12 protein-coding genes are annotated in these 13,089 nt (G+C 35.7%); 8 read left to right on the forward strand and 4 right to left on the reverse strand.

The features are described 5' to 3' along the window. Window positions 1–46: 46 nt before the first annotated feature. The 6 genes from GXM17_RS08590 to GXM17_RS08615 all read left to right on the forward strand — a co-directional run bounded on the left by GXM17_RS08590 (window position 47) and on the right by GXM17_RS08615 (window position 5,974). The gene (locus tag GXM17_RS08590) at window positions 47–946 is read left to right on the forward strand and encodes a MerR family transcriptional regulator (RefSeq protein ID WP_163398909.1); all 900 of its coding nucleotides are present in this window, start codon (window positions 47–49) and stop codon (window positions 944–946) included. Between the two features lie 34 nt (window positions 947–980). Next, on the forward strand, window positions 981–2,441 hold the full coding sequence (locus tag GXM17_RS08595) for a phytoene desaturase family protein (protein ID WP_163398911.1): 1,461 nt from the start codon (window positions 981–983) through the stop codon (window positions 2,439–2,441). Window positions 2,442–2,451: 10 nt separating this feature from the next. Continuing rightward, complete coding sequence (locus tag GXM17_RS08600; protein WP_163398913.1) at window positions 2,452–3,291, forward strand: phytoene/squalene synthase family protein; 840 nt, start codon at window positions 2,452–2,454, stop codon at window positions 3,289–3,291. Window positions 3,292–3,315: 24 nt separating this feature from the next. Beyond that, window positions 3,316–3,756, forward strand: coding sequence for a sterol desaturase family protein (locus GXM17_RS08605; RefSeq protein ID WP_163398915.1), 441 nt, complete (start codon window positions 3,316–3,318; stop codon window positions 3,754–3,756). 278 nt (window positions 3,757–4,034) lie between these two features. Beyond that, complete coding sequence (locus GXM17_RS08610; RefSeq protein ID WP_163398917.1) at window positions 4,035–4,502, forward strand: SRPBCC family protein; 468 nt, start codon at window positions 4,035–4,037, stop codon at window positions 4,500–4,502. 176 nt (window positions 4,503–4,678) lie between these two features. Further along, a complete protein-coding gene (locus tag GXM17_RS08615) occupies window positions 4,679–5,974 on the forward strand; it encodes a cryptochrome/photolyase family protein (protein WP_163398919.1) in 1,296 nt (431 codons plus the stop codon). Window positions 5,975–6,110: 136 nt separating this feature from the next. On the opposite strand, the gene GXM17_RS08620 is transcribed toward GXM17_RS08615, so the two are convergent. Further along, window positions 6,111–7,853 (reverse strand): APC family permease, encoded by a 1,743-nt coding sequence (locus GXM17_RS08620; RefSeq protein ID WP_163398920.1) that lies wholly within the window; start codon window positions 7,851–7,853, stop codon window positions 6,111–6,113. 376 nt (window positions 7,854–8,229) lie between these two features. Here GXM17_RS08620 and GXM17_RS08625 point away from each other — a divergent pair, with 376 nt between their 5' ends. Further along, a complete protein-coding gene (locus GXM17_RS08625; protein ID WP_163398922.1) occupies window positions 8,230–9,336 on the forward strand; it encodes a mechanosensitive ion channel family protein in 1,107 nt (368 codons plus the stop codon). A 72-nt stretch (window positions 9,337–9,408) separates the two neighbouring features. Here the strand turns inward: GXM17_RS08625 and GXM17_RS08630 are convergent, their stop codons facing one another. Next, the gene (locus GXM17_RS08630) at window positions 9,409–10,713 is read right to left on the reverse strand and encodes an ABC1 kinase family protein (RefSeq protein ID WP_163398924.1); all 1,305 of its coding nucleotides are present in this window, start codon (window positions 10,711–10,713) and stop codon (window positions 9,409–9,411) included. Next, window positions 10,713–11,372, reverse strand: coding sequence for a TetR family transcriptional regulator C-terminal domain-containing protein (locus GXM17_RS08635; RefSeq protein WP_163398926.1), 660 nt, complete (start codon window positions 11,370–11,372; stop codon window positions 10,713–10,715). The genes GXM17_RS08630 and GXM17_RS08635 overlap by 1 nt, the downstream gene beginning before the upstream one ends. 98 nt (window positions 11,373–11,470) lie before the next feature. Between GXM17_RS08635 and GXM17_RS08640 the strand changes: the two genes are divergently transcribed. Next, window positions 11,471–12,382, forward strand: coding sequence for a TIGR01777 family oxidoreductase (locus GXM17_RS08640; RefSeq protein WP_163398928.1), 912 nt, complete (start codon window positions 11,471–11,473; stop codon window positions 12,380–12,382). A gap of 2 nt (window positions 12,383–12,384) precedes the next feature. Here the strand turns inward: GXM17_RS08640 and GXM17_RS08645 are convergent, their stop codons facing one another. Next, window positions 12,385–12,954: a YceI family protein gene (locus GXM17_RS08645; RefSeq protein WP_163398930.1), complete on the reverse strand. Its 570-nt coding sequence runs from the start codon at window positions 12,952–12,954 to the stop codon at window positions 12,385–12,387. Window positions 12,955–13,089: the final 135 nt, after the last annotated feature.

Consider the following 13,089-nt stretch of genomic DNA (forward strand, 5'->3'; position numbering starts at 1 on the left):
AGCAATATCAGATTTTATTCTATTTTTGTTTATCCAATTATAAAAAATGATAAACAACATTAAGACCGTTTTCAGTATAAAAGATCTGGAAAACTTATCCGGAATCAAAGCGCATACCATTCGTATTTGGGAAAAAAGATATAACATTCTTGAACCTATGCGAACAGATACCAATATCAGACTTTATAATCTGACCAGTCTGCAAAAACTGCTCAATATTACACTGCTTCATGAATATGGATACAAAATATCTAAAATAGCGACTTTCCCGGAAGAAAAAATTCCACAGCTGGTACGTGAAATCATTTCCATGAAAAATTCACAGAACTATGCCATCAACTCCTTCAAGATGGCGATGATGAATTTCGATCAGGAACTTTTTTTCAACACCTTTGACTGGCTCATTTCTGAAAAATCATTTCAGCGGGTTTTTAAGGAGCATTTCCTTCCTCTGTTGAAAGAATTAGGACTTTTATGGCAGTCACAAACCATAAGTCCTGCAAATGAACATTTCATGAGCCATCTGATCAAACAAAAAATATTGATTTATACGGAAGGACTTCAAATCATGAAACCTGTAAAAACAGATAAAGTATTTGTACTCTCTTTACCGCTGAACGAAATTCATCAGATAGGATTGCTATATCTTCAATACGAAATTTTACTGCAGGGTTACAAAACCATTTACCTCGGCGAAAGCATGCCAATAGAAAACCTTCAGGATCTTACTAAACATTTCAGTACGATTACTTTTGTTACCTTCATGACTGTACAGCCAGACCGCAGTATTGTGAACCAATATGTAAAAACAATGGAACAGAAATTACTCTTAAAAAACAACGAAATCTGGCTCGTCGGAAAAATGACAGAGCAAATCGAAAGAAAAAACTTATCCGAAAGAACATTTGTTTTTGATTCGATGGAAGAAACAATTAAGAAAATATAATTTTGTTTAAAGTTTTTGTATATTTGTTAAACAAATGAAAAAAACTATTTCCATAATCGGCTCAGGATTCTCTGCTTTGTCTGCTTCATGCTACCTGGCACAACTGGGGCATACCGTAACTATCTACGAAAAGAATGATTCAATTGGAGGAAGGGCAAGACAGTTTAAAAGCAACGGTTTTACCTTCGATATGGGACCAAGCTGGTACTGGATGCCGGATGTTTTCGAACGCTTTTTTCAGGATTTCGGCAAAAAACAATCTGATTATTACGAGCTTATAAAGTTAAATCCTGCTTACCGGGTTTACTTTGGAATTGATGATTTTATCAATATTTACGACAATCTCGAAGCTATAAAATCTGTTTTCGAAAACATTGAAAAAGGAAGTGCGAAAAAACTTCAGGCTTTTATCAATCAGGCCAAAAGCAATTATGATATTGCCATAAAAGATCTGGTATATCGTCCCGGGGTTTCTCCTTTAGAATTGATTACGCCAAAAACAATTTTAAAGCTCAATCAGTTTATTAGCAACGTTAGTTCTGATATACGAAAAGAATTCAAAAACGAAAGATTAATTCAGATTCTGGAATTCCCGGTTTTGTTTCTGGGTGCTAAACCTTCCAAAACCCCTTCTTTTTACAATTTTATGAATTATGCTGATTTCGGATTAGGAACCTGGCATCCCAAAACCGGAATGTTTGATGTCGTTCGCGGTATCAAAAAATTAGCTTTGGAATTAGGAGTAACAATCAAAACCAATTCTGCAATTGAAAAAATAATTGTCGAAAACAAAACGGCAAAAGGAATCGTAATTAACGGAACAGTAATCCATTCTGATATAATTTTAAGCGGAGCTGACTACCAGCATACCGAAACTTTACTCGAAAAAGAGCACCGCGCTTATTCTGACAAATACTGGGAGGGACGTGTTTTTGCACCTTCGTCCCTGCTGTTTTTTGTAGGTTTTGACAAAAAAATAGAAAATATAACCCATCACGCCTTATTCTTTGATGTCGATTTCAATCAGCACGCAGCTGATATTTATGACGAACCAAAATGGCCTGAAGCGCCATTGTTCTATGCTAATTTTCCATCAAAAACAGATTCGACAGCAGCTCCTGACGGAATGGAAACCGGCTTTTTTTTAATTCCGTTAGCACCCGGAATAGATGATAGTGAATTACTTAGGGAAAAATATTTCGAAAAAATAATTAATCGTTTTGAAGAAATCACACAACAAAAAATCAAAAAAAACATTATATTTAAGAGATCATTCTGTAAAAACGACTTTGTAGCTGACTATAATGCCTATAAAGGAAATGCTTACGGAATGGCCAATACCTTATTACAAACCGCTTTTTTGAGACCCAAACTAAAAAGCAAAAAAGTTCGTAACTTATATTTTACAGGACAATTAACTGTTCCTGGTCCGGGGGTTCCGCCTGCTTTAATTTCAGGAAAACTGGTTGCTGAGTTAATTCAAAAATCACTTTAGATCTAAAAAAATGAAATCACTATACGACAACGTTTCTTTCAAATGCAGTAAGCTGGTTACCAAAAACTACAGCACATCTTTTTCTCTTGCCGTACACATGCTCGCGCCTGGGATTCGGGATGCCATTTACAGCATTTATGGCTTTGTGCGTTTTGCAGACGAAATTGTAGATTCTTTTCATGAATATGAGAAAGAGTATCTCATTGATGATTTCGAAAAAGAGTATTACAAGGCAATGCAGTTAGGAATTAGCCTCAACCCTATTCTTAATTCTTTTCAGCATACCGTAAAGCAATTCAATATTACCGACGATCTGATTCAGGCATTTTTAAAAAGTATGAAACTAGACCTCATCAAATCAAATTACAATACTCAAACTGAATATGAAGATTACATTTACGGCTCCGCTGATGTCGTGGGCTTAATGTGCCTTAAAGTTTTTGTGAAGGGAAATAATCAAAAATACGAACAGCTGAAAAATGAAGCGATGCGATTGGGATCTGCTTTCCAAAAAGTGAATTTCCTGCGGGATTTAAAAGATGACAATCTGGTTTTAAACCGAAATTATTTCCCGGGAGTGAATCTGAACTCATTTGATGAAAATGCAAAAACCGCCATCATCAATGAAATTGAGGAAGATTTTAAAGTTGCCTATCAGGGTATTGTAAAGCTGCCAATCGAGGCAAAGTTTGGCGTTTATACCGCTTTTATCTACTACAAAAAACTATTGAAAAAGCTCAAAAACACTCCCTGCTCCGAAATTGGAAATTCCAGAATCCGTGTTTCCAATTATACCAAAGCAGGTCTTTTGGCCCAGTCTTTTGTAACTTACAAATTAAAATTAGTCTAAAATTTATTTTAAAACAAAACAAAAATGATTTCTTTTTTAATCTTTTTAGGTGTTTTTATGTTCATGGAATGTGTTACCTGGCTCACGCACAAGTACATCATGCATGGATTGATGTGGTATTTTCATGCAGATCATCATCAGCCAAAATACGAACATACTTTTGAGCGAAACGATATTTTCTTTGTCATTTTCGCCATTCCGAGTATTATCCTTTTTTATTTTGGGGTTCAGGGCGGCTTCAATTATTTGTTTTTTGTGGCTTGTGGCATCACAACTTATGGTATATGTTATTTTTTGATTCACGATGTTTTGATCCACCAACGTTTTAAATGGTTCAAAAACACTAAAAACAGATACCTTATCGGTCTTCGAAAGGCACATAAAATTCACCATAAACATTTAGGAAAAGAACATGGCGAATGTTTTGGGATGTTATTTGTTCCTTTCAAGTATTATAAAATGTAAAATGATTTGGGCGTTACCCAAGAGTCGGGTTAATCCGTTAAGAGATATTACCGTCATTTCGAGTGTTTGTTTAAAAATGCGATAGCTTTTTTTAAACAAAATGTATCGAGAACCTTGTTATTAAAAGTTTCTCGATACAATTTTTAATCATAAAGCTATCGCATTATTATTAAAAATCACTCGAAGTGACGAATGAAATTTCTTAACTTATGACTTGGAGTCTGGGTTTTCACTCCCTAGCGCAAACGTAAACAAGAACTATTCGCAATATATATTTCATGAAAATCTATAAAACAGAAGCTGTACAGCATCTTAACGCCAGTATTGAAGAATGCTGGGACTTTTTCTCAAGCCCCGAAAACCTTCAAACCATCACACCCAATGATATGAGCTTTGAGATTCAGGATTTTGATGGAAAGCGAATGTATCCCGGACAAATCATAACTTATACTTTAAAACCTTTATTCGGAATTAAAATCAATTGGGTAACCATCATTACTGTTTCTCAGGAAAACCAATATTTCATAGACGAACAGCGCTTTGGCCCTTACGCTTTATGGCATCACAAACACTTTTTTGAACCTGCAGAAAATGGCGGAACTAAAATGACTGACATTGTACATTACGCCATACCATTTGGGTATTTAGGCCGTCTTATGAATAAATTAGTTGTGAATAAAAAAATCAATGGAATTTTTGATTTTCGTCGTACCAAAATCGATGAATTGTTCAATTCAAAATTATAATAACAGATTTTAAGTTTAAACACATTGAAACATGGATTCTCTTTGCGGTTAAAGACGTTTCACTAGCATAAAAACACATAGCTATGTGTTGAGAAATGTGTTTCTCTTTTACACCCTCTTGAAAATCAGAATCTATGTATCTATGTGTTAAAAAATAATCAGTGAAAACTCATATAATGACAAAACAAAAAGTTACTTTTTTCTGGTTCCGACGCGATTTGCGATTAGAAGATAACACCGGATTGTTTCATGCCTTGCAATCTGATTTTCCTGTGATTCCGCTTTTTATATTTGATAATGAAATTCTGGATAATCTTCCAAAAAATGATGCCAGGGTCAGTTTTATTTATGATTCACTTGAGAAGGTAAATAATGAATTGAATGTTTTAGAATCTTCTATTTTAATTAAAAAAGGAAATACCAAAAACATCTGGAAATCCCTTATCGAAGAATTTGATATTCAAAACGTTTTCTTCAACAAAGACTACGAACCTTTTGCAATTAAACGTGATGCATCAATTACTCAATTATTAAAAGAAAACAATATTGAGTCCTTCACCTATAAAGATCATGTGATTTTTGAAGAAAAAGAAATCACAAAAGCCGACGGTCTTCCCTACACGGTTTACACACCGTACAAAAACAAATGGCTGGAGAAATATCATTTTTCAGGCTCAGCACCAGAATATGATACGAAATCCCACTTTTCAAATTTTGCAAAAAATAAGTTCCCTTTTCCGCATCTTTTTGAAATTGGTTTTGAAAGAAGCACTATAAAAGTACAGCCTCATAACCTGACTCAAATTACCAATTACAAAGAAACACGTGATTTTCCGGCTTTAGACAGCACTTCGTATCTTTCTCCGCATTTGCGTTTTGGAACTGTTAGTATTCGGAAATCAGTGAACTGGGCAAACGGAAAAAACCAGACTTTTTTAAGCGAGCTGATCTGGAGGGAGTTTTTCATTCAGATTCTGTTTAGCTTTCCTAATTGTGTCAATCACAATTTCAAATCAGCTTATGACGGTATTCAGTGGCGTAATAACGAAGACGATTTCAAACGCTGGTGTTCCGGAACAACGGGTTATCCAATGGTCGATGCCGGAATGCGTCAGCTCAATGAAACAGGATACATGCACAATCGCGTGCGTATGGTTGTAGCAAGTTTTTTATGCAAACATTTATTAATCAACTGGCAATGGGGCGAAGCTTATTTTGCCGAAAAACTTTTAGACTTTGAATTAGCCTCCAACGTTGGCAACTGGCAATGGGCCGCCGGAACCGGCTGTGATGCTGCTCCGTATTTCAGGGTTTTTAATCCGGAAATTCAGCAAAAGAAATTTGATGAAAAAGGAGCCTACATCCGCAAATGGATTCCAGAATTTGATTTGGGATATAATGAACCAATGATTGACCATGCTTTTGCAAGAGATCGGGCGATTGCGACTTATAAAACAGGCCTAATCAGGTAAACTCAAAAACAGCTAAGTTCAGGCCCAGCTTTCAATTCTAATATTACTGTTCGTATTTGCGGGCATTGAATGTTATAGCTGACAAATACACCTGAATATTGTAAAAGAAAAATTTTGACCGCAGGAATCCTATATCTTACATAATAAGCCTTACTCCTCCAAGTTCAGAAACCCTGTATGAGAATTTATCTCCCGGAGAACCAATAAACATAAAATTTTTAGGAATATCCCATTTAGAAGAAAGTTCATCAATAAGCTCCGGTCCAAAAACACCTTCAATTTCAATGAAATCGATATCTATTTCCGGATAAGCCCTATCCAGCACTTCAAGATCTTTTTTTAAAGCTTCATTACATTCTCCCTGCTTGCGTACATTGACAATTTTGAGTTTTCTGGTAGTTTCGTTATTCTGCACATACTGCATTACTTTATTGAGTATAGCCACATCATCTCCTTTAGTAAAAAAAACAAACTCCTGAGAATATATTTTTCGGTGAATATTTCTAAGATACCTGTTGCTTAGTACAGCAAATGAACGTATAGGCCTGTAAAAGTACTCTACTACACTAAGGCTCAGTCTTATAAGAAAAGAACGGCTCAGCATAATACCAACAGCCAATAGTGACGGTATGAGATATTTTATAAATGTCAGAAAAGCCTCTTTATTCAGTATAACATTGCCTGCAAAGCCTGTTATTATGAAACCAATAGCAATTACCACTACCAGAGCGTTGGCTTTTTCAGGACGTGGCAATTTTTTACGCTTCACTTTTAAGAGCAGATTCCCAATACCAAATAATGCCATAACAGCCAGAAACGAGAAGGTATAAACTCCGGCAAGTGATTCCAGATCGCCCCCTGTAACGATAAATACCGAAATACACAAAATAAGAAAAACAATGATAATCCTGTAGCTCGATCCTTTTTTGTTTTCCTTTAAAAAATAATTAGGCAGCACCCTGTCCAGAGTCATTCTTTTTAAAAGTCCGCATACCCCAACGAAAGAAGTTAAAACAGCACCACAAAGCACAAGCACTGCGTCTATAGATATTAGCCGGGAAAGCCACGCACCACCTGTAACATCGCCCATGTGGGAAAGTAGTGATTCTCTGTGTTCTCCCAGTTCTGCAAATGGTATAATTGAAATCAGCAATAAAGCAATTACAGGGTTAAAGAAACTAACTATGACCCACATATTCCTAAGTGTTTTTCTGAAAACACCTGGTTTCTGCTCTTCTACAAAATTGGCTGAGCTTTCAAACCCGGAAATACCAAGCATTGCCACAGAAAACCCAAGAAAAAGAGTGTATATAATTCCTTTAGGATTTATAGGCATACTCCAGTTAAGGCTAAAGGTATCAAGTCCGTGAGAGAACACAAAGAAAGCTGAAGCACCTACCAGGAGCAGCAATGAAAATAAGTGAATCGAAAAAATCACCACCGCCACTATTGCCGACTCTCCAATACCAATAATTGCCAGAATGGTAAAAATAATCAAAACAACTATTGTTGCCGTCCCTACTGCTAAGCCCTCAAAAATGGTGTGGAGATAGTGCATCGCTTCAGAAGCCGATATCACCGCTGTTGCCATATAAGACAGCACTGTTAGTACAGCTGCAACCGAGGCGATTTTTTTACTTGATGTATTAAGCAGTACATTGTAAGCTCCTCCGTTTAAAGGTAATGCACCAACAACTTCGCCATAAATCTTTCGAAACATATACAATACCAGAGCTACAATAAGCAAAGAAATCCAGGCATACTGGCCCGCAAAACCTATTGTCAGAGCTGAAACATAAAGACATGAGGAAGTGATATCATTGCCACAAATAGCCGTAGCTTTTAATTCATTGAGTTTGTGTACGGGCAATTTTTCCATAGATAAAAAATGTTGAACTGCTAATTTAACCTTTATGATTTAATTATCAAATCCTTAATAAGCTAAATTAGAATAAATTATTAAATGTCTCCAATTATTGGTTTATGCTTTCTAATAATCACTTTAAAGCTTTGTTCTTTAAAAATAAAGCCTTAACTTCGTAAATAACACTACCGGCACCCTAATTTATGCCTTTACTCTGCATGTGCAATTTGTCTTATTATAAATCAATCTCTGATTTGGAGATTTGAAATTCTTATTTCCTACCAAAAGATATATCTCTAAGCTCATGTCAGGCATCAACTCCTAAACCAGGAGCATTTATTTACATAAGCCGGTTATAAACCGAAGAATAAAAACAGATAAATAAAAAATTATGACAGGCATATTAGATTTAACTTTTTTGGGTAACAAATTATATGACTGGTTAATAGCGATTGCCATTATAGTTATTACCTTCATAGTCTTGAGAATCTTTAAATTTGTAATTTTTAAACGGCTGAAAAAATGGGCTGCAAATACAAAAACCAGCTGGGATGAATTTGTATTAGGCATCATAGAGAAAAGTGCGCTGCCCCTATTGCATATAAGTATTGTATATTTTGCTCTCCAGACCCTCAGTTTTGGAGAAAAAGTGACAAATGTGCTGCATGTTGCCTACATGATTATACTTACTTTTTATATCGTTAAAATTATCATTGCCGCTTTTAGAAAATTTGTTTTTTCTTTTATACAACGAGATGAGGACAGCGAGAGCAAAGAAAAACAGGCAGGCGGACTTATTGCTATTGTAAATATTATAATCTGGATACTTGGTGTAGTTTTCCTGATTGATAATATGGGATATAATGTAACCACAATTGTTGCAGGATTAGGTGTGGGAGGAATAGCTATTGCCCTTGCTGCACAGGCTGTTCTTGGAGATCTTTTCAGTTATTTCGTTATATTTTTTGATCGCCCATTTGAGATTGGCGACTTTGTGGTAATTGGAGATGATAACGGAATTATTGAATATATCGGAATAAAGACTACACGTATCCGGACATTAAACGGGGAGCAGCTGATTTGCTCTAATACCGATCTGACCAATTCCAGATTACACAATTTCAAGCGCATGGAGCGAAGGAGAATCGTATTTACTTTAGGCGTAACGTATCAGACAACCGCAAAACAGCTTGCAAGTATCCCTGAAACAGTTAAAGAAATAATTCTTACTGTTAATAAAGTGAGTTATGATCGTGGGCATTTTTCGGGTTTTGGCGATTTTAGCCTTAACTTCGAGTTTGTATATTATGTTGAAGATCCTGAATACAATACCTACATGGACAGCCAGCAAGCTATATATCTTGCTATATTCAGCGCTTTTGAAAAACAGGGCATAGAGTTTGCCTACCCTACACAAACCATACAAATTGATGATCCGCAATCCCTGTTTAATCCCCTGATTCAAAAGCCCGAAGAAACTAATACCGACGACAATTAAAAGACATTCATAGATACCTTTTGTGAAGGGAATCACCACAAAAGCCAGAATATCCATGCCGCTGTAAAAACTCTAATATTTCAAATACTGATCTACTACAATTTTTGCTTTCAGATCAAACATCAGATTATATAGCCCGAAGAAAGTACGGTTCATGTAAATAAAGTGCTTAGAGCCACGATTTCCATTCATTTTTTTGAGGTTGGTATCTTCTGAAAAACGTTTTCCTAATTCGGCGATAGCGTTGAAGAATTTTTCATCCGCAAAATCGAAGGTTTCGTCTTGAAAGGGTTTTGTAAAAAGCGACAATAAATCATGAAACATTGCTGTAAAGTATTCTACTTCAGCAGGTGAATCATCTGGGCGAAGGATCTCTAATTCGAATAATTTATCGTTGAAACGATTTTTATCGGTAATGACATTTTTATTGATGAGCTCAAAATACGGAATATAAAAGTCGTTCGGAATTTGTTTCATGCATCCAAAATCCAGTGCAATCAGTCGGTTTTGATCGTCCACCAGAAAATTTCCCGGATGCGGATCAGCGTGAACTTTACGTAAAACATGAATTTGATACATATAAAAATCCCAGAGCGCCTGCCCTAATTTATTTCCGGTTTCACGATCAAAATCTTTTGCCGTAAACTCAGAAAGGTGGATTCCCGTCATCCAGTCCATCGTAATGATTTTCTCTGATGAAAATTCCGGATAGTAATTCGGAAAAAGAATATTTTCAATTTTACTGCAGGCTTTTACAACTTCTTCGCTCTGTTTTAATTCCAGCAGATAATTGGTTTCTTCAATCAGTTTGTCTTCAACTTCCTTAAAATATTTATCAGAATCTTTTCCCTGCAGGTTAAACATTCGTATCGCAATTGGTTTTACCAAAGCCAGATCAGATGAAATGCTGTTGGCAACTCCCGGGTACTGAATTTTAACCGCCAGTTTTTTATCTCCTTTTTTTGCCAGATGCACCTGCCCTATACTTGCCGCATTAACAGAATTGGCATTGAACTCGTCGAAAATTTCATAAGGGGTTTTGCCAAAATTGCTCTTGAATGTTTTCAAAACCAAAGGAGCCGAAAGCGGCGGAACAGAAAACTGTGACAACGAAAATTTCTCCACATACGCCTGAGGCAAAAAGTTTTTGTCCATGCTGAGCATCTGGGCAACTTTCAGAGCGCTTCCTTTGAGGCTTTTTAGTCCGTCGTAAATGTCTTCGGCATTGTTTTCATTGAGTTTATCACGGGTTAAATCGGGGTTGACTATTTTTTCAGCATAATGTTTTACGTAGTTTACGCCAATTTTAGCCCCTGTCTGAACGAGTTTTCCTGCCCGTTCTATTTTTGACGTTGGTATATAATCGATTGTTTTCATTATTTGCTGTATATTTTTTCTTTAAAGAGAAACTTTCCTAAATCTATCAGATGGTTCATAGGTGCTACATTCATCAATTCAAAAGAAGCATTTACGGATTTTTCTATAAAAATATCTGTTTTTTCAAAAGCAGGAGAAGCATCGTCCATCCAAAATTTTATTGTCATCATCAATTGCAGCCAGGCACTTTCCTTAATGGCTTTCTCCTGGAACTTCTGCAGTTTTTCAACCTCAAGTCTATACTCATCCGTCAGGATTTCAGAAACATATTCTTTGAAACTATCTCTGAGTGCCGTAAGCTGCGTTAGGTTTTTCAAGGGATTTCTGTCTGTTTTTAGTGATTGCAGCACATAGCTTCTGTTGGCTGTCAGGATTTCGAAGAAGGTAAAATAAAAACTCAGCATTTTGTTTTTCATATCATATTCTGAATAGTCAGTGTTTTTATGCAGCAAATCAACTGTGTTGGCAAAAAACAATCTGAAAATTTCTTTTTCCAAACCTTCCAGCGTTCCAAAAAAAGAATAAAATTCTGCCTCTGTAAAATCCTTATCTTTTACAAAATGATAAACCGATTTTGGTTTTTCGCCTTTCTCCAGCACTTCATTCATGTATATGGAAACGATATCTTCTTTACTGATTATCTTATTTTTAGGAGCCATTTCTTTTAAATTTAGAATTGGGCCTAAAGATAAGGAATGTTTGAGTATCTTTACTTAGATGCACGCAAGAGACACTGTTAAATATATTGTAAACTATTATGGCTGCGACTGTACTATTAACCGGAGGAACAGGATTTATTGGGGAATACTTAACGAATATGCTTTTAGCGAATGGTTTTTTGGTCTCTGTTTTAAGCAGATCAAGCCGAAACAACACTGATTATATTACCTATTACAAATGGAATCCGGATCAGGATTACATTGATGAAGAAGCTATCACTTCTGCAGATTATATCATCCATCTGGCAGGCGAAGGAATTGTCGAGAAAAGATGGACGGCCAAACGTAAAAAAGCCATTCTGGAAAGCCGTGTAAAACCTATTGAACTCATTCATTCTGTTTTACAAAAAAAGAACAAATCTCTCAATGCCTTTATTTCTGCTTCGGCAGTTGGGATTTACGGAGCCGAAACTTCTGATGAAATTTGTACGGAAAACAGCCCTGTTGGCAATGACTTTTTAGGCACTACCTGCCAAAAATGGGAAGAAGCGGTAAATAAAATCGAATCCTTAGCTATTAGGTCTGTAAAAATCAGAACCGGAATTGTTTTAGGCAGAAACGAAGGTTTCCTTAAAAAACTGCTGCCCGTTTTTAAAATGGGTTTTGGAACCCTATTAGGAACCGGAAAACAATTTTTGCCCTGGATTCACATTCAGGATTTGTGCGAAATCTATCTAAAAGCCATTCAGGATGAGGAAGTAAATGGCCCTTGCAATGCAGCTGTCTTAGACAATACCACAAACGAAATATTATCTAAAACACTTGCAAACTTGCTCGGCTATTCAATTTGGCTTCCTAAAGTTCCGGCTTTTGTACTCAAAATTGTTCTAGGTGAAATGAGTATTGCAGTATTGAAGGGGAAAAGGGTTTCGCCTGAAAAGATTAAACAATCAGGTTTCAATTTTCAGTTTGAAGATTTAAAAACGGCACTTTCAAACTGTATTTCCTAAATTTACTTTAAGGATAACAGAACTTCCTCGTCATTTCCAATTATACCGCTTAACTCTGTTTTAGCTGTTTTTGCAATTTTAGAAGCTATTCTTTCCGGTATTTCAATATCAAAATCTGAAATGGTAATTGGGAAATCAGACTTGATTTGAATTCCTCCGTAAACTTTTTTAAATAAAGCCTTTACCAGTATGTCCTTTGATTTTCCGCGGATTAATAATTTCCCTTTTATCAGATATTCTTTCTCCGTTTCATCAATGTCTTTTAAGTCGAATTTTGCAATTTTACCCTTAAAAACAGCTTTAGGATACCGATGGCTTTGTACATAATTTTCGTTGAAATGTTCTTCCATCAAATCCAGTTTAAAATGAAAATCCTTCAATAATACAGTACACAATAATGTGCTGGTTTTTGGATCCAGGCTAATCATAACCGACTTATTTATCGCTTTAATTTCTTCAAAACAGGGAACACTGGCCTCAAAGTTTATTATTGCTTTCTCAGTAGTGATTTTTTCCTGGGCAATAATCGAACAGGCGGTAAATAATAAAATTAAAAATACAGTTCTTTTCATAATCGTCAGTATTTAACAATTATGTCATTCGGTTATTAACTTCACAAAACTCAGGTTAAAAAATCGAATGGCGATTCAGTGAAAAATTCCGCAACCTTAAATGATTACACTTAAAGTTACGGAATTTCTGTGATT

It is taken from the genome of Flavobacterium fluviatile (assembly GCF_010645065.1).
Lineage (GTDB): Bacteria > Bacteroidota > Bacteroidia > Flavobacteriales > Flavobacteriaceae > Flavobacterium > Flavobacterium fluviatile.

Coding starts and splice junctions, on each gene's coding strand:
- GXM17_RS08615 (WP_163398919.1), top strand. CDS start 4,679: ATGACAAAACAAAAAGTTACTTTTTTCTGGTTCCGACGCGATTTGCGA.
- GXM17_RS08625 (WP_163398922.1), top strand. CDS start 8,230: ATGACAGGCATATTAGATTTAACTTTTTTGGGTAACAAATTATATGAC.
- GXM17_RS08630 (WP_163398924.1), bottom strand. CDS start 10,713: ATGAAAACAATCGATTATATACCAACGTCAAAAATAGAACGGGCAGGA.
- GXM17_RS08645 (WP_163398930.1), bottom strand. CDS start 12,954: ATGAAAAGAACTGTATTTTTAATTTTATTATTTACCGCCTGTTCGATT.
- GXM17_RS08610 (WP_163398917.1), top strand. CDS start 4,035: ATGAAAATCTATAAAACAGAAGCTGTACAGCATCTTAACGCCAGTATT.
- GXM17_RS08600 (WP_163398913.1), top strand. CDS start 2,452: ATGAAATCACTATACGACAACGTTTCTTTCAAATGCAGTAAGCTGGTT.
- GXM17_RS08635 (WP_163398926.1), bottom strand. CDS start 11,372: ATGGCTCCTAAAAATAAGATAATCAGTAAAGAAGATATCGTTTCCATA.
- GXM17_RS08590 (WP_163398909.1), top strand. CDS start 47: ATGATAAACAACATTAAGACCGTTTTCAGTATAAAAGATCTGGAAAAC.
- GXM17_RS08605 (WP_163398915.1), top strand. CDS start 3,316: ATGATTTCTTTTTTAATCTTTTTAGGTGTTTTTATGTTCATGGAATGT.
- GXM17_RS08620 (WP_163398920.1), bottom strand. CDS start 7,853: ATGGAAAAATTGCCCGTACACAAACTCAATGAATTAAAAGCTACGGCT.
- GXM17_RS08640 (WP_163398928.1), top strand. CDS start 11,471: ATGGCTGCGACTGTACTATTAACCGGAGGAACAGGATTTATTGGGGAA.
- GXM17_RS08595 (WP_163398911.1), top strand. CDS start 981: ATGAAAAAAACTATTTCCATAATCGGCTCAGGATTCTCTGCTTTGTCT.